This window comes from Picosynechococcus sp. PCC 7003 (genome assembly GCF_001693255.1).
Classification (GTDB): Bacteria; Cyanobacteriota; Cyanobacteriia; order Cyanobacteriales; family MRBY01; genus MRBY01.
In genome coordinates this window covers 3007113-3032696 of sequence record NZ_CP016474.1, presented here as the reverse complement: position 1 = coordinate 3032696, position 25584 = coordinate 3007113, and the positions used below count along the sequence as shown (strand labels likewise).

The following is a 25584-nucleotide window of genomic DNA, read 5'->3' as shown; positions in this document are numbered from 1 at the left end:
GGTCAAGGCCATTGGGAGAAATGGTTGTCATCTATCTTCTCAAAAAAATCGGGTCTAACAAACTTGAGTCGGGAATGGAAATAGCTCCCAGGGTCTTCGGGTTCAGTGTAGGTAAGGATCTACAGAAAAACCGTCAGGAATAAACTTCTGTTTTCGAGGCTTGGGCCTGTGCATCGATGCGATAGTCGGGTAGACAGTTCTGTTCGATGAAGGTTTTGTAATCAGCCACTTGGCGATCGCCTTCGGCATCATCCCAACCGCAGTGGGTTTTGAGGGTATCCACGAGGGTCGGCAGGGCATCATAGCCATAGTTCGCCAACATTGAGAGGGTAGTGCGCCGGCGGCAAATATCTTTGAGGTTATGGGCCAACTCAGAGCGCAGGGCATAGACCGCTTGGGCTTTAATATCCGGTAGATAGGGCACCAGGCGATCGCCCAGATCGGGGGCTTCATCCACCAGGGCCAGGACTTCCGGGGCTTTAGCGCCATACATCCGGAACAAATGTTGAATCGTGGTGCGACCAACGGTGGGCGTATAGCGACGGATCATTGTTTCAATGGTGTGGGAATCAGCGGCGATCGCCCCCGGTAAAGTCCGTTTGCGGGTGGGACAAGGGGGAACCGGACGATTCAACTTGCGATAAACCAAATCCACCATTTCTTCACCCACCTGGCGGTAGGTGGTCAGTTTCCCGCCAATTAAGGAAATGAGATTTCTCGCCCCTTCAGCACTGTGGTCAAACAGAATATGACTGCGGGTAATGCTGCCGGGTTTTTTATCGCCCACATAGGGTAAGGGCCGTACCCCTGAATAGGTAAAGCGAATATCGTCCCGACTGAGCTGGGCGGACGGTAAGACTCGATTGGTTTCGGCGAGGAGATAATCGATTTCGTCGTTGTCGGCCTTCACATGATCTAGGCTTCCGGTATATTTCAGATCCGTGGTGCCAATGAGATATTTACCCAGCCAGGGAATGATGAAATAGGGGCGATTATCGCTGGCGGCTTCCACATAGAGAGCAGCCTGGGGAGCGCCAGGGAACGGATCCACGACAATATGACTCCCCTTGGTGCCGCCCATTTTTTGTTCTGTGCCAATGGGTTTGGCTTTTCCGGCGGCGCGACCCAAGTGACAAATTTCATCGACCCAGGGGCCGGAGGTATTCACAACCATGCTGCCCTTGGCTTGGACGGTAAAGGTTTGACCCGTGAGTTGATCTTCACAGGCGATCGCCTGGATTGTGGCGGTGCTCTCATCCCGTTGGAGGGCAGTCACGGCGGTGTAGTTTAAAACCGTTGCCCCCGCCGCTTGGGCATCTAAAATATTTTCTAAACAGAGTCGTTCGGCGTATTCTACCTGGCCGTCATAATATTGGGCCGCCCCCACCACATCCTGCGATCGCACCGTGCGAAAAAGATTCTGAAACTTGCGGGCGCTCAACATCCGGTGGGAAGGCACCGTTTTATCAAAACTGAGAATGTCATAGAGCAACATCCCCGCTTGGATGAGCCAGTAGCCCCGGGCCGCCCCTTTGTAGAGGGGGATCGTCATTTGTAGCGGTTGCACCAGGTGGGGCGCGGTACGCAGGAGCACCTCTCGCTCATGGAGGGACTCCCGCACCAAATGAAATTCTAAATACTCTAGGTAACGGAGGCCCCCATGGATCAGACGGGTAGACCAACTGGTGGTGCCACTGGCAAAATCTTCCTTTTCAATGAGTAAGGTTTTTAAGCCCCGTAAGGCCCCGTCCCGGGCAATCCCAGCACCATTAATGCCGCCACCAATGATGATTAGATCGTAGGTTGTGTTTTGAATGGTTTGAAAATCTCGCATTATTCAGGTTGGGAATTAGGGTCAAACTTGTGTGCAGTTAGTTGGCTTGGGCCATGACCGGTGCGATCCACCGTTCCGTACCGCTCCCTAACCCAGGGGATTTTTGTGGCGGCGATCGCCCCTCCCCCAGGTTAAGCAGAAAAACGACCTAGACGGGGGTCGGTTCCTTGCCCAGGACCGCCGTTGCCTTGGCTTCCCGGAACATGTGATTCGCCCACTGCTGCACGTCATAGCGCTGGATCGACTGGTACATATTTTTCATGCGTCGCTGTTGTTCCTCGACGGGCATGGCCAGGGCTTGATCAATGGATTCATCCATCCGTTTCGCTGCGTAGGGGTTGGTGAGGATCGCATCGGGTAGTTCCACCGCTGATCCGGCAAATTCCGACAGGATCAAAACCCCATCATCGCAACCATGGGCGACCACATACTCTTTCGCCACGAGATTTAAGCCATCCCGTAGCGGCGTAATCCAGGCAATATCTGCGGCCCCAAAGAAACCAAGCAGTTCCTCATAGGAGAGGGCACTGGTAAAGAGTAAAATCGGTGTCCAGTTCAACTTGGCGAAGCGACCATTGATCCGACCCACGAGCCGCTCAATTTCACTTTGGGCGTTTTTGTAAACCCGCATCCCAGAAGCAGCCTTGGCGGCAGCAACCACCAGATTTACTTTGGTTTGCAACTCCGGTCGCCGTTCTAACAGACGTTCATAGCAGACCAACATTTCCTTGGTGCCTTTAACGTAATCCACCCGGCCAGCGGACAAAATGAGCTTGTTGCTGCCCAGTTCTTCCCGGATTTTGCGGATTCGCTCCTGGGTACTGGCTTTCTCTACCTGGGCGCGGATCTGGGTGGGGTTTGTGCCCACGGGGAAAGCATCCAAATTCACCAGGTGATCTTTATATTTCAACTGGGTGGTAATTTCGGGTTCTGCGAGGGCGGTGCCTACGGCAGTAAAGGCGTGCTCATCGACGGGCACTTGGCGGGTAATTTCGACCTTGCGCAAACTCCGGGCAACGGCGACAAAATTTTGCACGTAGCGGGGCAAATGGAAACCGCACAGGTCACAGCAGAGGAGACTATCTACGATTGCTTCACGCCACGGCAGAATGTTAAAAATATCAACACTCGGAAATGGCGTGTGGTGGAAAAAGGCAATTTTAGCGTTGGGTTTCTTCTGGCGGATGAAGTAGGGGGTCAGCCAGAGATTGTAGTCGTGGACCCAAAACAAAGCGTCATCATCGGCATCTTCGCAGGCAGCATCAGCAAACATTTCGTTGATTTGCTTGAAGTTTTCCCAGTCTGAGGAGTCGTAGGTAAACTGCCAGGGGAAGGAGTGCAGAATCGGCCAGAAGGCTTCTTTTGAGGTGATGTGATAGAAGTTTTTGACCTGGTCTGCGGACAGGGGGATGCGGTGAACCACGGAGTTTTCCTGACCGGGAAATGCCATCTTGGTCTGGAACTTCTCTTGTTGTTTGCCAGAGATTTGTTTCCAAGCGACCCAGGTGCTTTGTTCGGCATTGGCAAAGAAGCTTTTGAGGGTCGGCATGATCCCGTTAGGGCTTGTTTTGTCACGGTAGAAGGTTTTACCGTTTTCGCGCACCTCATCATAGGGTTCCCTATGGTAGAGAATGACGAGAGAAGATTTCATTAAGACCTCCAGGGGTTGGTATGGTTCAGATAAAAAAAGGCCGCTTGCGGTGGCAATGGGCCTGTGTCCATTGGCGGTTGTGGCCTGGATCTTGGGGGGCAAACCGTTGGCGATCGCCCTGGCCACGGTACCCAAATCAACCATTGATTCTGGCCTTGAATTCACTCCCACAACTAGAGATACAACACTGGGCTGGGGCAATCCTCGCCAACAAATATTCAGAGGCCCAGTGCAAAGGGCGTTGCCATTATTTCCCGACGAACAGCAAATTTAGTGGGGGGAATTCACCTGGGGAAACTGGGTTTCAAAACTGCCGAGGGGTTGTTTCATGGGCCGTAAAAACGACAAATATGGTTGATTAAATGGCTACTATATTCAATTGGACACTTTTTCATTATAGCATTTTTCTCAGTTTATGTTTTTGGCTGAGTTAGTGATGGCTTGCCGGAGGGAAAGAGAATGATTTATTATAGGTGAGACTTTTTATTTAAACGGTTATCTGCGGGGTGAAAGCCCGTCGGAAGGCTAATCTTTCGGGCAAAACTTAATCTTAAATTAAGGTGGTTTTAAGCTCAAAAAATCGATGCATAACAAAGATTCCTAATACTTTCTTAAGTAATCAAGGTATAAATAGCCGCATTTTAAAGTGATTTTTTGGGGGGCGATCGCCGATAAATTGATAGCCGACAAAATAATTTAATTCTGTCAGGATATATTGATTTATCTAATCGACTCATCAGTTATCTTTGCTGGTTTGCGATCAAAAGATAAGTCATTTGGCAGATGCGAGGATGGATGTGTTGGTAAAGGGCGATCGCCCCAGGCACCCAATCCGATGAATCAGTTGTTGTTACGGTTACTTAGATAGTGAATACGGCCTCTCAAATTCAGCTTAGCGAAGCAGACACCCGAATTTTGTTAGATTGGGCAGCCCAAGTGACCCATTCCAATGAAAGTTATTTCCACAAGGGGCAACGCCTCGCCAAACGCTTGGGGGCCCATTACCGGGCGGATGGCCTCACGGAGATCGGTTTCTGGACGCCGGAACTGGCGGGGGAAGTGATCCAAACAAACCGCGATATTTTCTTGGAAGTCTTTACCCCCCTCGAAGCGGTGGACTTTAGTGCTCCCAGCCAAACCATTAAATGCCGCCGGGACTGTGTGGAACTCAAACAGCAGGGGGAATTTTGTTGGGGTGTGGTTGCGGGGATGCGCCCAGGCACCAGGAAACAAATGGGTTCTATGTACTGGTTGCGCTACTGCGATCGCCTCCAGGATGAAATTTCGATCATCCGCGATGTTTTGGCCTATTCTCTGCCCTATGGGGTGTTTGGGCCAGCAGAACTCTACGACATGGACAGCCTCCAGCAGCAACGAACAGACCTGGCCTATTTTGAGGCCCATTCGACGCCCCTCGATCCCGACCAAGCCCCCTGGGAACGTCCCATCCTCGATAATGCCGATGAGGTGTTGCCCCGGGTGCCCGCTCCCTTAAATATTTTGCAAGTCCACCTCAAAACAGCCTCCCCGGAAGGGACCCTAGCGGGCCTAACCCAGGTTTACCAACGCCTCTCGGAAAAGATTGCCGCCGGGGAATCCCTCACTGCCGCCGAACAAAATTATGTTGGTTACGATGCGCTGCAGTTGCTCCCCATTGAACCCACCATTGAATATCGCCTTGAGGGGGACAACCGCCACCACGAATTTTTTGCGATCGCCCCCAATGAGACAATTGAAACCGGGGAAATGGCCTGTGGCCTCGAAGTAGAAGTCACCCTACGCAAAGCTAAAACCCAAAATTGGGGTTACGATGTGCCGATTTTAGGCTCAGCGGCCACCAACCCCACGATCCTGAGTAGCCTCCGTCCCGATGAACTGGTGGACTTTATCAGTACCCTCCATAATTTTGCGGGGGGGCCGATCCAGATTATTTATGACCTGGTCTATGGCCATGCGGACAATCAATCGTTGGAGCTCCTGAACAACCAGTACCTCAAAGGCCCCAATATGTACGGCCAGGATCTCAACCACCAACTTCCCCAGGTGCGGGCGATCCTGTTAGAGCTGCAACGGCGACGGATCAACTCCGGGGCTGATGGTATTCGCATTGACGGCGGGCAGGATTTCCGCTTCTTTAACCCCCTCTCTGGCCGGGTGGAGCAAGATGATGCTTATCTGCTGGCCATGAGTGATGTGATCCAGGATATTGGCGATCGCCAACGGCTACTCTTCACGATTTTTGAAGATGGTCGGCCCTGGCCCGAAGAAGGCTGGGAAACTTCTTCGACCTACCGCGATCTGATCGAACTGCGCCCTGAGTCCTACCAGTGGGGGCCATTGATCTTTGCCCACAATACGCCCACCATCGAAGGCTTCTGGGATTACAAATGGAACCGCATTATTGAGGTGATGTTCCAAGGCGATCGCTGGATTACAGGTTGTGCCAACCACGATACAGTGCGTCGAGGGAACCAAATCGATGCCCAAGCCGCCGCCATTAACTGGCATTTGGGCGCGACCCTCAACGAAGTGATTTTAAATGCCTACGATAATCCGGCGACCACCCTTTGGGTCTATGGCTTTATGCCCGGCCTACCGATGGATTTTATTAATTCTTTGATGCGGGCACCCTGGGGCTTTTTCCGCAACACCGACGAACTCTATGGGGTCAAAGTCGCGGCGGAGGAAGTGGGCTTTTTGGACTGGCAGATTACTCCGGAATTATTTGCTAAACCCTGGGCTTTCCGGCAGCTCAAGCAGTTGGGGTTTGAGGATCTCGATTTTCTAAAGCGTTTTATGCGGGCCTTGAATGAGGCGATGATCGTCACGGATTATGATTTGCAAAAAACCGCTGATCTGTGCCAACGTTGCATCGGTAATCCTGATGGGGTCTGTGAAGTTCAGCCCATGAAAGAAATTGGAGAATCCGATCACCAGGCTTTCCTCGACCATTTAACGGTGCCAAAACTGAAGACCATCGCCATGGCGTTTATGGAGGATGGCCACGAAACCTGTCGGGTTTCCCATTATCTCGACCGAGTCAATCCAGCCCAGGCGGAATTTAATTTAGCCCTGCGGGAATACCGTCGCGCCCACCCTTGGCTCCGGGAAAATCTCCAGGAAGGCGATCGCTTTAATCGCCTCAGCAATGAGGAACATACTATTTTTTATGGTTTACGCACGGAACCCCTCGATGATGACAGTGACCAGACCCTAGAACAGATTGTGATGGTGGCCCACATGGGCGGCGAACCAACCACCATTACCCTTGGTGATTGGCTCCAGTTGGATCTCTCTGAATGGCGCGTGGCGATCGCCACCCCTGGTTTAGACATTGGCAAAACAGAGGATGAGCTGAAGATCTTTGAATTAAAAGATAGCCAGGGCCTCATCCTTGAGCGAATTTCTGACGAATAAAAATTAATCATCATGGAAATATAATCAATTTTTATTTAGACTCCCAAATTTGAGGATTAAAGTTGACTAAAATTCATTAAAATGACCATTTCAAAAGAGAATCATTGAGAAACTGATGTGATTGAATAGAGATCTCTCTTAGGGCCATTATTCATCCCAAAAGAAATCATTCGACGATCAACATCAATTTGAAGTTGGAGATTTCGAGTGGGATCATTGAGATAAACCGAACTATTATCTCGCCCGGTTTCCTGGAAAGTAAATGCGACACCACCATTGGTATCAAATTCCGTCCATATGCCGGAACTTGTTTGTTGTAGATAGCCATTGGCGAATCTGGCAAGACGAATATTGTCACTGTTCACACTTTCTTCCAAAGAATGAGCATTGAAAATGTAGCTTGTAGATAATCCATAGTGATCTGAGAGGTCGCGCACCATGGTTCCACCAAACAAATTCAAGAAATCGCCCTTTCCTGGAAGCTCATATTGGGAAGCTGTACGAAACTTTTCAATATCAAGTGTTGTCCTGTTCGGTTGGATTCCTTCGTTGCCGATTAATACATAATCTAGCCATTCAGGTGAATCATTCGGATAGCGGTATTTTGCAAGATCATTGCTTCTGGGATCAAAAGTATAATCTTGAGGAATATCCCCTAAAAATTGAGCGTTTAAAGTCTCAAGAGCATCGTCATATTCAGCAGTTTGATAATCGAAGTTTAGATCACCAGCAATAATGATTGCTTCCCCTCGTGATGATGCGCCTTCTGTTTTTTGGTTAATAAAAGTCTCTAATTGTCTCAACTGATTTGCTCTAATATTTCTATTTCCCGCATCTGCCTGTAGATGGGTGCCAAAAATATGATAAATTATCCCTTCTTTATCAATTTTGGCGTACACAGCACCTTTATTGGATTGACAATCAAAGCCATTACAAGCCGAAAAAATAATCTGGTCAGTTGCCATAATTGGCCAACGACTTTGCAGATATACGCCACCATCTTCTAGCTTGCCATTATTTGTATCTACTACTTCAGTGATAAAAGAATATCCCACTTCTTTTAAACGGCGCGATAGCTTGTTTCTCGCTTCATTATCGAAGGCTTCATTGATGACAATGACATCCCATGGGTCTGAATTACGGATCGCTGTAGCAATTTCTTGGGCGCGATAATCTTGCATGAGATTACCTTGACTAGGAATATTCCGGCTTAAGAGCATTACATTATAATTGAGAAGAGAGAAGCTTTTGGTCTCAAGATTATTTAGAAATTCTAGCTGGCAAACAGACATAACTCCTGAAATGGTTGTCCACCACTGACCCGTCCAAGTTCCTCCTTCTTCTTGGGCTAATCTGGGACATTTTACATTCGCATCATTTTGATTCCAAATAGGCCCGGCTTCAACGGCACGAGTCGTATTTGCACTTGCGGGTAAACTCAAAGAAAAAATGAAGCTGATCGTTGAAGTTGCCAAAAAAGAGAAGCGAGAAAGTTTGTTAAACATAATTTTTGAAGTTCTGATAGGTGATTTTATTGTTTTACTGAGATTGATTTTTGAATTTGATTTGCCCAAAATAATGTTCGTTTTTATTATTTTGTGTTTTTGATGTTTGCCGTAAAATACTTGATAGTAAAACAGGCTCCTTGTTTTGAAGCCTGCATGTTGCCAATTCGTCCATCGTTATATCCGGTGTTAGCGGTAGAAAGAAGTCACAGAATATAAGTCGCGCTTCGGACCATTGCTTTGTCCATAGGAGATCATCTTGCGGTAAACATCCAACTGAAGCTGAACATTCCGGGAGGAATCATTGAGATAAACAGACCAGTCGTCGCGTCCTGTTTCCTGGAAGGTGAATGTTACTTGACCATTCGCATTGAATTCTTGCCAAACCCCAGGACTTGTTTCTTGTAGATGACCGTTCGCAAATCTCGCTAGGGTGATGTCAGAAGCCGTAATTGGATATAAATCACGCTTCGGGCCATTATTTTGTCCATAGGAGATCATCTTACGGTACAAATCTAGTTGGAGTTGAACATTTCGAGAAGAGTCATTGAGATAAACAGACCAGTCGTCTCGGCCTGTTTCGCGGAAAGTGAATGTTACTTGACCGTTCGCATTGAATTCTTGCCAAACCCCAGGACTTGTTTCTTGTAGATAGCCATTTGCAAATTTGATCAGGGTTCCATCTACGGCATTCGGTGTAGGAGTTGTTGGATTTACCGGGGGCGTCGGGTTTGTGGGAGGTGTTGGCGTGGATGGTGTTTGGCCGATGACTTGACCGCCTTGACCAGAGACAACCCAACCTGCTTGCAACCACTTGGGTAAATATTGGCGACGAATCGTATTGACTTGCTCAGGATCAAGATATTCAAACCATTCATCCTCTAGGGTATCTAAGCCAATCGTCGTGATTGAACCATCTTCGTTGCGCTGAGGGAGAACGAGAAAATCACCTGAACTAACGGGACGAATTTGCGCACCAACTTTGCGGATAGCACGACTCTCGCCCGTAGAGGAGCGATACACTTGCTCAGCGTAAGGAACCTCAAACGTCACCTTGCGTATGATTGCTGTTCGGGCTGGGGCCATAAATGCCCAATTAAATTCCGAAGCACTCATTTTTTCCTGGGATTCAGAGCTTGCTTCATTGATAGAACGTTGCCATTCTGCACGGGCCTCTGCCCCAAAGGTTCCAGCAACGGTTTCCGGACTTTCATAGGTGACTGAAATTCCAGCGCCGACAGTATTAGTCGTATCTTTAGAAACAGAAACGCCATCAACTCTACTCCAGCTTTCTGTAACGCGCATTACTTCCTGGTCAATGGGGCCTGGGTTATCGCTGAATTGAGCCAAAGTAATTCTGATGGGGTTATTCACAACAGGGCCAGCGGGCGTGACTGTTACCCTGGGGAGTGCTCCTCCTGTGCGATTAAAGGAGACAGGATCATAATCTAAAAATTTGCGAATTGAGAATTCAGACCATCCGTCTGCGTCACCTTTACGATTACAGGCGGTATCGCGGTAAACCCGGACATAGTTGGCGGCCCACTTATCGGCTAGCCAGCCTTCTACATCAATGGTGACTCTATTGATAAGGCCAATGTCCAGAGTTTCATGTTCAAATTCATCTAAATCATTATTTTCATGGCTACCTTGGAGGGCGAATTGTTCACTGGTGCCGTTCTCGCCATGCATCGTCATGTAAATGGGATTATCTGTACCAGAACCAGAATCGGTGTAAGTTTTGACAGAGATACAGTAGGGAATGGTGCTTTGGGCTTGGGCGGGTTGGACTGTGCCCACTAATCCCAGAGTCAGTAAGCTCCCAAGAGCCGCTTTTTTGAGGAGAGGAGAGGAATCAAAATTAAACATAGTTCTTAGTCTTTGTAAAAAGTTAGTCAGTTATGAATCAGTTGCAAGGTAGTAGTTATAAAAAAAATTGGCCTATGCAGTTTTTGATGATTATGAACTGGAATTATTATTAATGAAGCCTCGAAACTACTGCTAAAAGAGAGCTTCAGAAAAGTTCGATTCTAATCATTGAATATAGACATCACATATAATCTGCCTTATATCCAAAGAAGATTATTAAGATTCAGTGGGGAAAACTTTAAAAAACTTGTATCTTGGCTTAGAGCATTAAGTCGTTTTATTTAAGCTTAATGCAAGCAAATTCAAGTAACGCCATTACTTTTGCATCCTAAAGCTGCATATTACAGCAAAAAAGTATTCTGTTTTACAGAATAGCTTGTATTGAAATATTTCTTATAGGCCTTCCCAGATCTTGGGATCTAAATTTTGCAATTCGTCTATTGAAAGATCTGGGTTCTCTTGACAAAATTCGGCCATTTTTGCCGCAGTTTTTTCATCAATTTGAATCGTATTCTGTTGTAGAGTGCCATCATCCGTCCAGATCGGGCCGTAATGAAATACAGCTAAATATAGTAGATTCGCTTGCCACGGGCCTAAGCCTGCGGCTCGACAGGCATCCCGAAAAACCCAGTGGGTCTCCTCCCAAGAACGCTCTTTGCGATCGCAGTAAACATCATGGATAACCGAGGCATCGCGATAGGGGCCGGTGGTCGGGGCACCGACAATCGTCCAGAAGGCCCGTGGGATTGAAGCCCCATCAATAATGGAGCCTGCTTGTGCTTGCCAGATACTTTGATTTGAAGCGATATATTCAACGGGCTCTAATAACCGAAATTGTCTTGAAGCCTCTGGATCAGTGGCGCGAATCCACTCTGTTTTAATGGTGTTGCTAAAGTAGGCAACGGCGCTATTGTACTCAACGGGGACAAACTCTCCGCTTGGACTTCTCAGGCGTAAGACAAAGACAACAGCGGCGATCGCCAAAAGCACCATTCCCAATCTTACTTTCAGTTTTTTTCTCATGGCATTTTCAAAGTTGAAATTCTCTGTTGCAGAAAGTTGGTTTTGACCCAGGAAAAAAGAAAAAAATTGGAGCAACAATTAGCCAGAATTGCCATGGCTATAGTTTTGAGACTTCACTAGATAGAGTTGCGATCGCCTTTTTCTGTTGGGAAATGAGGGCCAGAACCGTGGCGATCGCCAAACAAATCACGCCGATAAATCCTTGCAAAAGGGTTGCGTCTGCCGGTATCCATTGGGGCAAAACCATCGCCGCGAGGCCAGAAATCCCAAAAAAGATGCCGATGCCCAAACCAGCCCAATCCCCCGGAATTGTATTGAAAATGTAGGGCAAGGTGCCGTTTCTGACGGTCGCAAAGGCCCAGGCCCAGAGGAGAGCGATGACCACATAACCACCATCCTGGGCGGGCGCTCCCAACAGCAACAAGAGAATGACAGTCAACCAACCGAAGGCAACACCCAAAAGGGGATACCGCCGCCACCGGAGCGTTAACCAACCTACAGGAATTGCCAAGAGCGCCACCAGCAAATTTAAGCCTTGGCCGACGGTGAGCCCTAACGTCAACGGAATTGAACCAAATAAACCGAGCCACCGCTGTAAAACGATTGCACTTCCCCATGTAAGGGCGATCGCCATGAGGATCGTTTGCAAAAAACCCAACCAGGGTAAGGGGCTTGGGGCTGGAGCTTCATCAATCAGAGGGGCAGTAGGCTTCGGTAGAATCAACCCTAAACACAAGGAGGCAATTAACAACGTTACTGATCCCGCCAAGAACGCTGGCAACGCCCCCACCGCTAACAACCCATTTTGAATACTGGGTTTTAGGACGCCCATCACCCCAATCACCATGGTCAAGACCGAAATGGCCAGAGGTAACTCGGCACGGCTGGGGGTACTTTTGAGCAGTAGCACATAAATCGGGGTGCGAAACATCGTCATCGCCAAGGCCCAAGCAATGGCAACTGCGGGCAATACCCAGCGCAATGGCAATTGAAACACTCCCAAGATCGGCAAGCCAATAAAAATAGCCGCCGCTAAAATCACCCCCAAACTGATCAAAGGCAGGCGACTCCCCAGAAAACGCTGTTGGCGATCGCTCAAGGCCCCAAACACCGGCTCCATTACCACCGCCAGGAAAACTTCTACTGTCAACAGTTGCGCTGTAAACTCCTCTGAAAACCCCCACCCGCCCAACAAGGTACCGAGATAGGCACGATAGGCAATCCACATTAAAGTAATTGCCGCCTGGATTGCGGCGATCGCCATTACCCGTCGCCAAAGAATATTGAGCCGTTTGGTTGCCATAAAGTTGTTCGATGTCGCCACAATTTTTTTCACCATAGCGAAGAACATTTAGGCCGCAACAAAAGCCTTACATCTTGCAATCTTCCGCTTAAAAACTGAGTGTTTATTGGATGTCGTGAATGCTGTTTTCTTTAATCTGACTTGAGAGGCGATCGCCCGCTTGGAGTTTGCGACGAATTTCAGCGTGAAACCCTTGGGTAATCGGATAAAAATAAGCCAGGATCAATCCCCCGATGAGCAACACTGTCCCTAGAGGGCCAATCACCAACCGAATCACCCAGAGAGCAGAATCTGGCTGTACCGCCGGGGGGCCTCCCGGTACCCGCTCAATGTAACCCGCCCAATCGAGGGCTTTACCGACAATATAAATCCCAAAGGCAATGCCCAGCTTTTGGAGCATTACCATAAACGCATAGAAAACCCCTTCTCGCCGCTGCCCAGTGCGTAGTTCATCTAGTTCGATCACATCCGGCAACATCGACCAAGGAATCAAATAGGCCGTTGAAACCCCCAGGCCCGCCATAAAACCTAACAAAAACAGCCACTTTTCTTGACCCGGTTGCAGGAAAAATAGACCTGCTTGGGCGACAATCCAGAACCCCATCCCCAGGGCATAAACAGTGCGTTTACCCCAACGGCGACTGAGGCGACTCCAGACAAATAACATCAGTAGGGCGGTTCCCTGCACCACCAGGGCAAACTGAGTAAAGACAAAATCCGAAAGCCCCAGCCAACTCACCACAAAGTATTGCATCACCACTGCCGTGAGTTGCGCCCCCAGCCAAGAACAGAGATAAATGCCCATCACCAGCAGAAACGGTCGGTTATTAAAGACAATCTGCAGTTGCTGCACCAAAGATAAACGCGGTTGGTGGCGCTGTTGATGCTGCTGGCGATACTGCTCCATGAACTGCACCCGCTGCCAGGTCCCACGCACACACCAATACATACTGCCCAAGGCGATCGCCGCTGTGATTACCGCCAGCACAAGATAACGCTGGGAAACCACCGGCACAACTCGAAAGACCACCTGGGCCAGAGCCAGCGCCAAAATGCTGCTCCCGATGGCAAAGCTAAACCGAAAACTATTCAGTTGGGTGCGCTCATTATAATCAGACGTTAACTCTGGGGTGAGGGCGACGTAGGGGAGAAAAATTACTGTGTAGGCCGTATTAAAAATCAGCGCCAAGGTAATGTAATAGATCAACAACCACTGGGTATTCGTAGTAGGAATGCCCCACATGGCCACGAAGCACAACGCAAACGGAACCACCCCAAAGATCATCCAGGGAAAGCGTCGGCCCCAACGGGAAGTGGTGTGATCGCTCAACCAGCCCACAACGGGGTCACTAATCGCATCCATCACCTTGCCCACCATCAGGATTAAGGCACTTTTATCCGGTGGTAAACCCGCCACATCCGTAAAGAAAAATAAGACAAAAAAGACCAGGATATTCCCAGTCATAGAAACCCCAACGGTACCTGCACCATAGGCCAGTTGGGTGCTGAGTTTGAGGGGGGCGAGGGCTTGATGGGGCAGGTTAGAAGACGAATTGGACATTAACAAGTTCACGCAACAGTGTGACATACTCCCGACGCTCACCTATCGGTAGAGCGCGGGCTTCTTAAATCGCTTTAAGATATTCCTGCTTCAAAGCCTCCCTATCGGGTATCGCTCCACAGGATTGAACGGTCTGCCCAACCGCGATTAATCCACGATTGCGAATCACTTGTCCGCTAGCCACATCTCGATTGGTGATGTAACCACATTCCGGGCATTCATGCCGACGCACAGACAAATCTTTCCTCACCGCTACTCCACAGGCTGGGCATTCTTGGCTTGTGCCAGCGGCTTTAACCTTTTGGAAATGCACACCCCGCTTGAAGCAGACCCATCTCAGCGTATCCAGGAACTGTCCCCAACCAGCATCCAGGCAATGCTTACCGAGCATTCCTTTGGCCAGTCCCTTTAGGTTCAACTCCTCCGCAAATATCATGCCTGCTTGGTCGCAGAGATGATGGGCTAGTTTACGGTGGAAATCCTTGCGCCGGTTCGCAATTCGTTCGTAAAATCTTGCGACTCGTTGACGCGCTTTTTGCTGGTTCTTTGACCCTTTTTGCTTTCTGGCAACGGCACGGTTCAGCACTTTCAGCCTGTGTTGTGCCTCCACAAAGAATCGGGGTCTCGCAATCAACTCGCCTTCTGATGTCGCCACAAAATCAGTCAATCCCATATCAATGCCAATCGCATAACCCTTGATTGGTGGCTCTGGGATTTTAACGTCACTTTGGATTACTAGCTGGATATACCAGCCAGAAGCGCGTTTTACTACCCGTGCTTGCTTCGCTTCAAACCCTACTGGGATCGGACGGTGCATCACGGTCTTCACCCAACCAAATACAGGCAACTTAATTTGATTGTCGCCGATTGGGTTTTTGCCCAACTGCGGAAAGTTAAAGCTGCGAAAACGCTTCTTAAACCGTGGGAAGCCAAACCCACTATTCCACAGGGCGTTAAATGCTTTCTCTAGCCGGCCTATCACCTCCTGAAGCACTTGAGAATGCACATTTTGCAGAAAAGAGTTGTCTTTTCGGGCTGCAGTTAGATTCCGCTTTTGGCAGTAATAGGTAGGTTTCTCAGCATCCATTGGGTAAATAAACTCCCGCTGAATACTGCAAGCATTAATTGGGCACTTACGAGACTGAATCCAATCACGACGTTCTGCTAGTGCATAGTTATATACACGGCGGCAGGTATCAAGCCACTCTTCCATAAGAGAAAGTTGATCCCTGGTCGGATAAATTCTGTATTCATAAGTCAGATTGATCATATGAGTATTCTACCATGAACTTAGGGATAATTTCTAGCTCCCTAGAATTGTTCGTCTCCGCGTTGCTGCAACTCACTGCTCCTCATCCCGACGCTGAATTAAAATTACAACGCGGGGCTTCCCCGCGATTAGCTAAAAACTAACACTATTTGCTCAGAGCCGATGCCCTTGATGGTTTTTTAGCCACTTTACTGGGCAGTGTAAAATGAAATTATCCTAAGCAATGATGCCCATGCCTGAAAGTGGCACCAGTGAAAAACTAGACCGAATTGAAGCTACTTTGGAAAAATTGGGTTCTGAAATCAGTTCCCTTGGCGATAAGGTCGGCAAGTTAGATGGTGATGTGCGGATTATTAATGACCGCGTCGATACATACCAAAAAGCCTCTACCCAAGTCGTTAACCTTGCTTTTAGCCTGATTGTGGCGGCAACATTGGCGATTATTATTCCGATCATCTTTAGGCGATTGCCACAGTCAAAAAAATTTTCTATCCCATAATTGGGAACACTGCATCGATCAACTTTACTGTGACAAACTAACTTTGGAATTTTTTGTCACTAAGATCAGCATAGTAAAATGGCGACTGTAGCAAGCACGGGTAAATTGTCAATGACAGTTTTGCCCTAAGGTTCGAGTGAATATTTCACCCCCCATTCAACTTGTCGAAGCCCCCACCCAAGCTTTATTGACCTGGGCTGAGGCGATCGCCACGGGCACCCCAGATCCGTTTCAACGGGGGCAACAACTGAGTCAGAAATTGGGCGCAACCTACGGCAGCGACGGCCTGACCCAAGTGGGATTCTGGATCCCGGAGGTGGGCGATCGCCCGGTTTACCTCGAAGTGTTTACCCCCATGGAGGCGATCGATTTTCGCCTTGCTGATCAAGTCATTTCGTTCCGTCGGGAGGTGCTAGAGCTACCGCGCCAAGGGGAATTTGCCTGGGGTGTTGTGGCGGGCCTAAAAGCCGGAACCCGTACCCAAGCGGGATCGTTTTACTGGTTGCGCAGTGGTGAGCAGATTATTCGCGATGTCTTTGCCCACTCCCTGCCCTACGGTGTGTTTGCGCCCGCCGAGCTTTACGACATGGCCCAACTGGAACGAGAGAGGGCTGACCGAGACTATTTTCACCAGGAAACTTGGGTAACACCGCCCCGCAATATTTTACAAATCCATGTTGGTACCGCTTCCCCAACGGGCACCCTCGCTGGACTCACTCGCATTTACAGTGACCTCGCCCGGAAATTAGCCAATGGCCATCCCCTCAGCGCCGCCGAAAAAAACTATGTGGGCTTTGATGCAATTGAACTGTTACCCATTGAACCCACGGTGGAATTTCGGCCCGCAGATAATGAAACGTGCCATGCTTTTTGGCAAATTCGGGCGATCGCCAACCAAGAAGTGCAAGTTCACCTGAAAAAACCAGACACCCAAAATTGGGGCTACGACGATTTAATTTTAGGGGCAGCGGCCACCAGTCCTGCCCTCCTCAGTACCCTCAGACCCGCCGAAGTTGTGGAGTTTGTTGCCACGCTCCACACCGCCTTTGCCCGCCCGATCCAGATTATTTTTGATCTGGTCTATGGCCACATCCACCACCAAGCCCTGGGGCTAATTAACGGGCAATTTTTCCGGGGAGCGAATATGTATGGCCATGATACAAATCAGCAAAACCCCATGGTGCGGGCTGTCCTATTAGAGTTACAGCGGCGGAAAATTAATCTGGGCGCCGACGGCATCCGGGTTGATGGGGGTCAAGATTTTCAGGTTTCTAACGCAGTTTCGGGCAAATTAGAGTATGACGACGATTTTCTGTTAAAAATGGCCGCAGTGCCCCAAACCGTTGGCACGGCCACCCGCGAGTTGTACACCATTTATGAAGATGGTCGTCCCTGGCCCAATGTCGGTTGGGAAGATATGGCCACCCATTTAGATTTAATTTACCTCAAGCCCGATTGTTTCCAGTGGAGTCCGTTGATCTTTGAGCACAATACGCCCACTTTGCAGGGATTTTGGCAACGGGAATGGCGGGATGTGTGCAAAATTATGGCCCATGGCGATCGCTGGGTGACTGGTTGTGCCAACCATGACACGGTACGTAAGGGCAATCACATTAATACCGCCGCAATTCGCATTAATGAATATTTAGGGAATTCTTTGCCAGAAATTTTGCAAAATGCCTACGATAACCCGGCAACCCAATTGTGGATCCACGGCTTTAGTCCAGGGATTCCGATGGATTTTTTAAACGCATTAATGCATACCCCCTGGGGCTTTTTTCGCAATACAGATGATCAGTATGCCGTCAAAATCATGGCGGAAGAAATTGGCTTTCTCTATTGGCAAATCACACCGGAAATTTATCGGCAATCTTGGGCATTTCGACGGTTTAAAGCCATGGGGTTTTATGACCTCCTGTTAACGCGACGGTTCTTTAAAGCAGTGGAGCAAGCTATTGAAAAAATTGGCTATGATCTGCCAAGGCTTACTGTTGTTCTCCAGGCCGAATTAGATGGGCAATTTGATTTTTTAAGACCCATTACAATCACAAACCTGAAGGAAATAGCGATCGCCTTTATGGAGGACGGCCACGAAGCCTGTCGGGTCTCCCATTATTGTGGGGCTGTGCCAGATGAGCGGGCGAGCTTTAATTTGCGCTTGCGGCAATATCGCCAGGCCCAACCTTGGCTGCGGCATCATCTCGATTTTTCAGGGGGCGATCGCCTGCATCATTGGTCCGATCACCAACGCACCATTTTCTATGGGATGCGGCAAAATCCAGACACCCAACAACGGCTTGTTTTAGTGGCGCACATGGCCGGGGCACCGAAAACCGTCGAGATCGGCAAATGGCTTGCCCTCGATTTAAACCGCTGGCAGGTGGCGATCGCCACCCCGACTCTAAAGATCAACACAATTCATGATCTAGCCGAAATTCACCTGCACAATGGCGAAGGTTTTCTCCTATCTGAAATCCCTCCATAGGTGATGGCTCCTAAATCAAAATCACCTTAAAAAACACGTCTTTTAAACTCACTTAATCTCTTTTAAAAACCTTATTTAACAATGACCATGGCCCATCAAAAATACATCCTTGCCCTAGACCTTGGCACTACCGGCAATCGTGCCCTTTTGTTTAATCACAAAGGTGATATCGTTGCCCAAGCCTACAAAGAATTAACCCAATATTATCCCCAACCGGGTTGGGTCGAACATGATGCGGCGGAAATTTGGAACGACACCAAAGCTGTGATGCAACAGGTGGTGAACAATAGCAGTATTGCTGCCCAAGACATCGCGGCAATCGGCCTCACAGTACAGCGAGAAACCTGCGTCCTCTGGGATAAAACCACCGGTAAACCCCTCCATAAAGCGATTGTTTGGCAGGATCGGCGGACGGCCCCCCTCTGTCAAACCCTCAGTGCCGCAGGAAAAGCGGCAGAAATTTACGACAAAACAGGCTTGGTGCTGGATGCTTATTTCTCGGCAACGAAACTGAATTGGTTATTAAGTTGGGCCAAGGAAAATAGCGCCGTTAACCCCAATAATGTCCTTGCTGGAACCATTGATACCTGGGCCTTGTGGAATCTCACAGGGGGTAAAGTCCACGCCACAGACCACAGCAACGCCAGCCGGACAATGTTACTGAATCTCAATCACAAAGACTGGGATCCGGATTTGTTGGATTTATTCGACATTCCCCGCCAGATAATGCCAACGGTGCAGTCGAGCCTGGGGGAATTTGGTAAAACTGATCCTAGTTTATTAGGGGCCGCAATTCCAATCACTGCCATCTTTGGGGATCAACAGGCGGCCCTCTATGCCCATGGATGCGATCGCCCTGGTTTGTTGAAATGCACCTATGGCACAGGGGCGTTTTTGGTGGCCCATACGGGCGACGAAATTAAACGCTCCAAACATCAACTCTTAACGACCATCGCCTGCACCCAAACCCATAATGATGGCGCAAATCTTGATGTTGGTTATGCCCTCGAAGGGAGTATGTTTACGGCTGGTGCTTGTATTCAATGGTTGCGCGATGGTCTGCAAATTATTGAAACGGCGGCCGAAACTGATGACCTCGCCCAAGGGGTAGATGATAACGGTGGTGCTTACTTTGTTCCTGCCCTGAGTGGCTTGGGGGCGCCCCACTGGGACATGAGTGCGAGGGGCGCATTTCTTGGTTTAACAAGAGGCGTCAAAAAAGAACACATGGTGCGAGCTGTCCTAGAGGCGATCGCCTACCAAGCCAAAGAAGTGGTCGAAGCGATTAACCAAGATTCTGGCACCCCGATCCAAGAATTAAAAGTCGATGGTGGCGCGTGCAATAACGATTTTCTGATGCAATTCCAGGCCGATGTATTGGGTATTCCTGTGGAACGTCCCGCTGTCCTCGATGCCACGGCCCAAGGGGCTGCCTTTGCTGCCGGGTTAGCCGTCGGTTTTTGGGATGACTACCAAACCCTGGTGCAAAACCGCAAGATTGATTACGTCTTTAAACCCAGTGCCAACGCCTCCCAAGCTCAAGCCCATTTTAAAATCTGGCAAAAAGCCGTAGAGCGAGCAAAAAATTGGGCCTAATCCCCTCTGCCGAAAACAAGTCCCCCTTCTGAAGCCGGAGCTTTAGTGAGGAGATTTAGGGGGATTAACTGTAAACCTATTGAATTAAAAAAGGATTTATGACTGTTTTACCGCTCCATGACCAACATTACTCCCTTGATCATGAAGCCTTTCTTTCAACGCTCAGCGATACGGAAAATTTACTGATTATTCAGGATCTTGATGGCGTTTGTATGGGGTTAGTCAAAGACCCCCTAACCCGCAAAATTGACCCTGACTATATCCGCGCCACGCGCAAGTTTAAGGATCATTTTTTCGTCCTTACCAACGGTGAACATGAAGGCCGCAGAGGCGTAAACCGCATTGTAGAACGAGCATTTCGGAATATTGAGGCCAAAGATGAAACGAGCTATTTACCTGGTTTAGCGGCAGGGGGCGTGCAGTGGCAGACGGATCATGGCCAAATTTCCCATCCCGGTGTTAGCCAAGCAGAACTGGATTTCCTTGGGACGGTGCCGGATTTGATTGGTCAATGTTTAGGGCAATTTTTTACTAAATATGCTGATATTTTTCCCGCTGATCTGCAACCTGAGCTGATCCATGCTTCGGTTTTAGATAATCTCGTTTCGCCGACCGCAAATTTAAATGTCCTCGCAGAATATTTGGGCGATCGCCTAGAGATTTACCAAGATCTCCAGCACACCATGAAAACCCTAATGAATGATTTGCTCACCAAAGCCAGTCAACAGGGTTTAGACAATGGCTTTTTTGTACACTATGCGCCCAATTTAGGGAGAGATAATGCCGGTAAAGAAATTGTCCGCTTTGCCACGGCCAAAGATTCGGGCACCACAGATTTTCAGTTTATGGTGCGCGGCGCTGTCAAAGAAGCGGGTGTTTTAGTGCTGCTGAATTATTACTATGCCCAACGCACAGGAAACTATCCCCTCGGTGAAACCTTTAACGCCCGCCAAGCACCCCAAAACCACGAGGAATTGTTGCAACTTGTGCAAGATAAATTTGATCCGCAATTCATGCCGTTAATTGTTGGCGTCGGCGATACAGTCACGAGTCATACCGAAGGCGATCAAGTCCGACGGGGCGGGAGCGATCGCCTGTTTCTACAACTTGTGCAAGATATTGGTAAATGGGCCAACAGTGGCAATCTTGTTGTTTATATTGACAGCTCCCAGGGGGAATTAAAAAACCGGATTCCCTTAAAACTAGGGACAATCAATGGTCAAACCCAAGTCCTTGAAGGCATCACCGATCCGGCCGATCCGTTAAAAATTAACGTCGCTTTTCCGGGCGGTTTTGAACAATACACCGCCCTCTTTCAGCAAGCCGCCGCAAACCGAACCGAAAAATAGGAGGTGAATTCGAGCCTCGAACAAGCCCATTACAATAGCAGTAGTGACCCATTGGTGGGAGATAAGGTAATGGACATGACCCTTCCTTTAGTTGAGTTGAACCTCGAAAATTGCAATTTCAGCGATGAACAATTCTTTCAACTCTGTCAACAAAATAAAAATTTTCGTTTCGAGCGGAATGCCCAAGGAGATTTAGCGATTATGTCCCCCACCGGCGGCGAAACCAGCAACCGCAATATTGATTTGTCCTATCAACTGCAGGCTTGGAACCGTCGCACAAAACTAGGTATGGCCTTTGATTCTTCCGGAGGGTTTATCTTGCCCAATGGTGCGATGCGATCGCCCGATGCTGCCTGGATTCCCCTCGCCCGTTGGGAAGCCCTCGCCCCAGAAGTAAAAACAAGATTTCTACCCCTCTGTCCAGATTTTGTTGTCGAGCTATTGTCACCCACGGATTCCCTGCCCCGCACCCAAGCGAAATTACAGGAATTTATCGACAATGGGTCACGGCTGGGCTGGCTGATTAATCGTCAAACTCGGCAAGTTGAAGTGTATCGCATTGGCCAACCCATGGAGATTTTAGAGCAACCGGATTTTCTCGATGGTGAAACTGTATTGCCGAATTTTCAGTTAGATTTGAGTACCATTTGGTAAGTGTTTACTCAGTCCAAACCTTAGTCCAACTGCCGCCCGGTGAGTTCCACGAAAATATCTTCGAGGTTTGATTCCCGCACCATCATGCTGGTCTTATCTGGCAAGCTGTCGAGGTAATGTTCTGCTTCCTGGAGAGTCGGGAAAAATTTGTATTCCCAGCGATCACCTTTTTGTTTAACCACTAAACCCTTACCGTGTTTTGCTTGCAGTTCTTCAAAAGTGCCTTCGTCGATCAGGCGACCTGCTTCCATAATGCCAATGCGATCGCAAAGGGTAGCGGCTTCCTCCATGTAGTGGGTGGTGAGGAGAATCGTCATCCCATTTTTGTTGAGGTCGCGAATAATTTCCCAGAGGCGGCGACGGGTTTGGGGATCGAGGCCAACGGTGGGTTCATCCAGAAACAAAATTTTCGGCTCATGCAACAAAGCCCGGGCAATTTGGACGCGACGTTTCATGCCCCCTGAAAGGGTTTTGACCATCGCATCGCGGCGATCGCTCAGTTCCACATACTCTAGGGACTGACGAATTAAGCGTTGCCGGCGGGGGTTAGGAATATGGTGTAGACGACCATGGAACTCCAGATTTTCCCAAACCGTGAGATCAACATCAACGCTCATCTGTTGCAGCACCACGCCAATGTTGCGTTTGGCATGGGCGCGATTTTGCATGACGTCTTCCCCGGCGATGTAGATTTTGCCCCCGGTAGGTTCAGTAAGGGTGATCAGCATCCGGATCGTGGTCGATTTCCCTGCGCCATTCGGCCCCAACAGACCATACATTTCCCCGGCTTGAATCTCAAAGGAAAGTTCATTGACCACCGGGACTTTGCTAAAAATCTTGGTGACTTTATCGAGGGAAACCGCCGCAGATGTCATGGAATTTGTAACTGTTTGTAAAGTTTACCGTTCCCATTATGCCCTGTCGCGCCGTTACTTTTTACCGTGGAAGCAGTGATTAGAGGATTTTTCCGCGATGCAATCGAGATTTTTTCAGCCGTCCGCACGTCCCCTAATCTTCGGCCATCGGGGGGTTGTGACCGATCACCAAGAAAATACCATGGCGGGTTTCCAAAAGGCGATCGCCTTGGGTTTAGACGGCATTGAACTCGATACTTTCCTCACAAAAGATGGCAAATTAGTGGTTTTCCATGACCTTTATACCAAGCGGCTGACAGGGGTCACGGGGAAAATTACGGAAATGACCTGGCCAGAAATCCAAACCCTACACATTAAAGATTCCCTCAAAATCGGCAAACAAACCTATACCTATCCCCAACGCGAAAAAATTCCCCTCCTTGAAGATGTCCTGGGTGAACTGCGGGGCAAATTGTTGATCAACATCGAGATGAAAGCGCCCCGCCTCAACCTCCAACAACGGAAAACAGGTATTGCCGTTGCCCAACTGATCGAAAAAATGGAGCTGCAACAGGAGGTATTTGTCACATCCTTTAGTATTTGGGCTTTGATGTGGCTTAAATTCACCCATCACCCCATTGAAACAGGCATTCTCTACTCGCCTTTAGTAACTAAAAATCTACTTGTTCGCAAATTTACCGAAAGTCGCATTTTAGAAAAAATTCTCGATGCCAGCTTAGTCAGTCTCAATGTTAATCTGTTTAAAAAACAAACCATTCAGCGACTCCATCAACACCAATTGGCCGTTGGTGCTTGGACAATTTTTTCGCCGCCCCACAAAAACCCGAAAAAGTTCGCCCAAGAATTAGCCCAAATTGATCGCCTCACTGCACAAAATATCGACTATTTCATTACTGATCATCCCCGCAAGCTCCAACAGCACCTCCAAACTCGCTCTGGTGTCATGGTGGAGCCTCAGGTTTAGGTCGCTGGCTTGAACCTCTGGGAAATTTCTACTTTCCACTAAAATAGAGGGCCACACTCCTTACTCTTTAGCGCTTCGATGTCTTCGCCCCTGTTCCCTTATCAACCGCAATTTGAGCCTGATGTTGTCACCGCTTGGTATGAGGGAATTTGTCCAGCGACGAAACAACTTTGCCGCCTACCCCGCACCCAAAATGCCGAGGCGATCGCCCAAGGGTTAATGGCAGAGCTTCGGGAAAATCCGGATTTCAGTTGGGAAGGGAAAATGTATGGGGTATTGCTAGCAGAAACGGCCACCGGGCAACGGGTATTTCTCAAGGCATTTTCGGGACTGCTCAAAGGCCAAAAAGTTCTCCCCGGTTGGGTGCCGCCGATGGATGGAGGCGATCGCCTGATTTTAGAAGAACAAGAAATCCTCGCCCAGTTACGCCAGATCCGTCGGGAAATACAGCGCCTCGAAACCTTACCAGAACGGAAAAAATATCAAACTCTCCAGCAACAATGGCAAGCAAAAATTGAGCAGTTCAACGCAGAACGCCGCCAAAAAAAACAAGCTCGCCGTCAAAAACGAGAGGTTTCCCAAGCTAATTTAACTGGGTCTGAATTAGCGCAAGTGCTCACCGCTTTAGAGGAAGAAAGTCGCCAGGAAAGTAACCACAAGCGCGACCTCAAACAAGCAAGGGATCAAGAAATTGACCCCCTCGCCGCGATCATTCACCAGGCTGATCAAGATTTACAGAGCCTCCGCCAACGCCGCCAAACCCTGTCTCGCACCCTCCAAAAACGGATGCACCAAGTCTATCGTCTCAAAAATTTCAACGGGGAATCAAAGGCGATCGCCGATCTCTTTCCCACTGGCCTACCCACCGGCACCGGCGATTGTTGCGCCCCCAAACTTCTCAATTACGCCGCGAAACACCAGCTTAAACCGATCGCGATGGCAGAATTTTGGTGGGGAAAAAACAGTACCGACAAACAAGCGGGAGAATTCTATCTCGCCTGCGAAGAACGCTGCCAGCCGATCCTCGGCTTTTTGTTATCTGGCTTGGGGGGAAAGTCTTTTCAAGATATTTTGACGACCCCGGAAATTCCCCTAAAAATTATCTACGAAGACCAAAGTTTAATCGCCATCCATAAACCTGCTGGCCTCCCGTCGATTCCAGGGCGCAGTAGCCAGACCTATGACAGCGCTTTTTCCCGGTTACGCCGCGATTATCAGAATATTTTTCTCGTCCATCGCCTCGATCAAGACACTTCCGGGATTCTTTTGTTTGCGAAAAATGCCACTGCCCAACAGGATCTCCAAACCCAGTTTCGCCGCCGCCAGATCCACAAAGAATATGAAGCCTTACTAGAGGAAAAAATTCAGCTTTCGGCAGGAATGATTACTCTCCCTCTCTGGGCTGACCCTGGCGATCGCCCCCGACAAAAAGTAGATGCCCAACGGGGTAAACCCAGCGAAACCCATTTCCACAAATTAGACTCCCATCGCCTCAAACTCAAGCCGATTACAGGCCGCACCCACCAGCTGCGGGTACATTGCGCCCACCCCGACGGGTTAAATAATCCGATCCTAGGCGATCGCCTCTATGGCAACCATGCCGCCCCCCGTCTCCATCTCCAGGCCACGGCCTTAACTTTTGTTCATCCCACCACTAAAAATTCACACACAATTCGTAGCGCTGCAGAATTTTAACGTTTGTATCGCTAAAATGATTATTGTTCAATCC

Annotated in this window: 17 protein-coding genes; 8 read left to right on the top strand and 9 right to left on the bottom strand. The window is 48.9% G+C overall.

The features are described from left to right. Positions 1-133: 133 nt before the first annotated feature. Positions 134-1834 (bottom strand): glycerol-3-phosphate dehydrogenase, encoded by a 1701-nt coding sequence (gene glpD, locus AWQ21_RS14345; RefSeq protein ID WP_065715112.1) that lies wholly within the window; start codon positions 1832-1834, stop codon positions 134-136. 148 nt (positions 1835-1982) lie between these two features. Further along, entirely contained in the window at positions 1983-3485 is a 1503-nt protein-coding gene (gene ggpS, locus AWQ21_RS14340; RefSeq protein ID WP_065715395.1) for a glucosylglycerol-phosphate synthase, read from the bottom strand. Between the two features lie 867 nt (positions 3486-4352). Here ggpS and gghA (AWQ21_RS14335) point away from each other — a divergent pair. Beyond that, entirely contained in the window at positions 4353-6902 is a 2550-nt protein-coding gene (gene gghA / locus AWQ21_RS14335; RefSeq protein WP_198159665.1) for a glucosylglycerol hydrolase, read from the top strand. Between the two features lie 101 nt (positions 6903-7003). On the opposite strand, the gene AWQ21_RS14330 is transcribed toward gghA (AWQ21_RS14335), so the two are convergent. The 6 genes from AWQ21_RS14330 to AWQ21_RS14305 form a co-directional block, all read right to left on the bottom strand. Further along, on the bottom strand, positions 7004-8407 hold the full coding sequence (locus tag AWQ21_RS14330) for a mannan-binding protein (protein WP_065715110.1): 1404 nt from the start codon (positions 8405-8407) through the stop codon (positions 7004-7006). Positions 8408-8596: 189 nt separating this feature from the next. Continuing rightward, positions 8597-10276: a PLAT/LH2 domain-containing protein gene (locus AWQ21_RS14325; protein ID WP_065715109.1), complete on the bottom strand. Its 1680-nt coding sequence runs from the start codon at positions 10274-10276 to the stop codon at positions 8597-8599. 393 nt (positions 10277-10669) lie between these two features. Beyond that, positions 10670-11299, bottom strand: coding sequence for a DUF1353 domain-containing protein (locus AWQ21_RS14320; protein WP_157094778.1), 630 nt, complete (start codon positions 11297-11299; stop codon positions 10670-10672). 97 nt (positions 11300-11396) lie between these two features. After that, positions 11397-12602, bottom strand: a complete 1206-nt coding sequence (locus AWQ21_RS14315; RefSeq protein WP_065715394.1) for an MFS transporter — start codon at positions 12600-12602, stop codon at positions 11397-11399. Positions 12603-12705: 103 nt separating this feature from the next. Next, positions 12706-14163, bottom strand: a complete 1458-nt coding sequence (locus AWQ21_RS14310; protein ID WP_065715107.1) for an MFS transporter — start codon at positions 14161-14163, stop codon at positions 12706-12708. Positions 14164-14227: 64 nt separating this feature from the next. Further along, positions 14228-15433 (bottom strand): RNA-guided endonuclease TnpB family protein, encoded by a 1206-nt coding sequence (locus AWQ21_RS14305; RefSeq protein WP_065715106.1) that lies wholly within the window; start codon positions 15431-15433, stop codon positions 14228-14230. Positions 15434-15656: 223 nt separating this feature from the next. Between AWQ21_RS14305 and AWQ21_RS14300 the strand changes: the two genes are divergently transcribed. The 5 genes from AWQ21_RS14300 to AWQ21_RS14280 all read left to right on the top strand — a co-directional run bounded on the left by AWQ21_RS14300 (position 15657) and on the right by AWQ21_RS14280 (position 22016). After that, positions 15657-15932 carry a hypothetical protein gene (locus tag AWQ21_RS14300; RefSeq protein WP_083998038.1) on the top strand — a complete coding sequence of 92 codons (276 nt, stop codon included), beginning with the start codon at positions 15657-15659 and terminating at the stop codon, positions 15930-15932. Between the two features lie 136 nt (positions 15933-16068). Continuing rightward, entirely contained in the window at positions 16069-18417 is a 2349-nt protein-coding gene (gghA, locus tag AWQ21_RS14295; RefSeq protein ID WP_065715104.1) for a glucosylglycerol hydrolase, read from the top strand. An 87-nt stretch (positions 18418-18504) separates the two neighbouring features. Further along, complete coding sequence (gene glpK, locus AWQ21_RS14290) at positions 18505-20013, top strand: glycerol kinase GlpK (protein ID WP_065715393.1); 1509 nt, start codon at positions 18505-18507, stop codon at positions 20011-20013. Between the two features lie 98 nt (positions 20014-20111). Next, complete coding sequence (gene stpA / locus AWQ21_RS14285) at positions 20112-21362, top strand: glucosylglycerol 3-phosphatase (protein WP_065715103.1); 1251 nt, start codon at positions 20112-20114, stop codon at positions 21360-21362. Between the two features lie 69 nt (positions 21363-21431). Then, a complete protein-coding gene (locus AWQ21_RS14280) occupies positions 21432-22016 on the top strand; it encodes a Uma2 family endonuclease (RefSeq protein ID WP_198159735.1) in 585 nt (194 codons plus the stop codon). A 20-nt stretch (positions 22017-22036) separates the two neighbouring features. On the opposite strand, the gene AWQ21_RS14275 is transcribed toward AWQ21_RS14280, so the two are convergent. Continuing rightward, entirely contained in the window at positions 22037-22891 is an 855-nt protein-coding gene (locus AWQ21_RS14275; protein ID WP_065715102.1) for an ABC transporter ATP-binding protein, read from the bottom strand. Between the two features lie 97 nt (positions 22892-22988). Here AWQ21_RS14275 and AWQ21_RS14270 point away from each other — a divergent pair, with 97 nt between their 5' ends. Together AWQ21_RS14270 and AWQ21_RS14265 are read left to right on the top strand one after the other, a co-directional pair. Next, complete coding sequence (locus AWQ21_RS14270; protein ID WP_065715101.1) at positions 22989-23855, top strand: glycerophosphodiester phosphodiesterase; 867 nt, start codon at positions 22989-22991, stop codon at positions 23853-23855. 78 nt (positions 23856-23933) lie between these two features. Next, a complete protein-coding gene (locus AWQ21_RS14265) occupies positions 23934-25550 on the top strand; it encodes an RluA family pseudouridine synthase (RefSeq protein ID WP_065715100.1) in 1617 nt (538 codons plus the stop codon). The last annotated feature ends 34 nt before the right edge of the window (positions 25551-25584 follow it).

What these genes read in the sequence shown, in the direction of transcription:
- glpD (WP_065715112.1), bottom strand. Translation starts at nt 1,834, where the DNA reads ATGCGAGATTTTCAAACCATTCAAAACACAACCTACGATCTAATCATC.
- ggpS (WP_065715395.1), bottom strand. Translation starts at nt 3,485, where the DNA reads ATGAAATCTTCTCTCGTCATTCTCTACCATAGGGAACCCTATGATGAG.
- AWQ21_RS14330 (WP_065715110.1), bottom strand. Translation starts at nt 8,407, where the DNA reads ATGTTTAACAAACTTTCTCGCTTCTCTTTTTTGGCAACTTCAACGATC.
- AWQ21_RS14325 (WP_065715109.1), bottom strand. Translation starts at nt 10,276, where the DNA reads ATGTTTAATTTTGATTCCTCTCCTCTCCTCAAAAAAGCGGCTCTTGGG.
- AWQ21_RS14320 (WP_157094778.1), bottom strand. Translation starts at nt 11,299, where the DNA reads ATGAGAAAAAAACTGAAAGTAAGATTGGGAATGGTGCTTTTGGCGATC.
- AWQ21_RS14315 (WP_065715394.1), bottom strand. Translation starts at nt 12,602, where the DNA reads ATGGCAACCAAACGGCTCAATATTCTTTGGCGACGGGTAATGGCGATC.
- AWQ21_RS14310 (WP_065715107.1), bottom strand. Translation starts at nt 14,163, where the DNA reads ATGTCCAATTCGTCTTCTAACCTGCCCCATCAAGCCCTCGCCCCCCTC.
- AWQ21_RS14305 (WP_065715106.1), bottom strand. Translation starts at nt 15,433, where the DNA reads ATGATCAATCTGACTTATGAATACAGAATTTATCCGACCAGGGATCAA.
- AWQ21_RS14300 (WP_083998038.1), top strand. Translation starts at nt 15,657, where the DNA reads ATGATGCCCATGCCTGAAAGTGGCACCAGTGAAAAACTAGACCGAATT.
- glpK (WP_065715393.1), top strand. Translation starts at nt 18,505, where the DNA reads ATGGCCCATCAAAAATACATCCTTGCCCTAGACCTTGGCACTACCGGC.
- stpA (WP_065715103.1), top strand. Translation starts at nt 20,112, where the DNA reads ATGACTGTTTTACCGCTCCATGACCAACATTACTCCCTTGATCATGAA.
- AWQ21_RS14280 (WP_198159735.1), top strand. Translation starts at nt 21,432, where the DNA reads ATGGACATGACCCTTCCTTTAGTTGAGTTGAACCTCGAAAATTGCAAT.
- AWQ21_RS14275 (WP_065715102.1), bottom strand. Translation starts at nt 22,891, where the DNA reads ATGACATCTGCGGCGGTTTCCCTCGATAAAGTCACCAAGATTTTTAGC.
- AWQ21_RS14270 (WP_065715101.1), top strand. Translation starts at nt 22,989, where the DNA reads ATGCAATCGAGATTTTTTCAGCCGTCCGCACGTCCCCTAATCTTCGGC.
- AWQ21_RS14265 (WP_065715100.1), top strand. Translation starts at nt 23,934, where the DNA reads ATGTCTTCGCCCCTGTTCCCTTATCAACCGCAATTTGAGCCTGATGTT.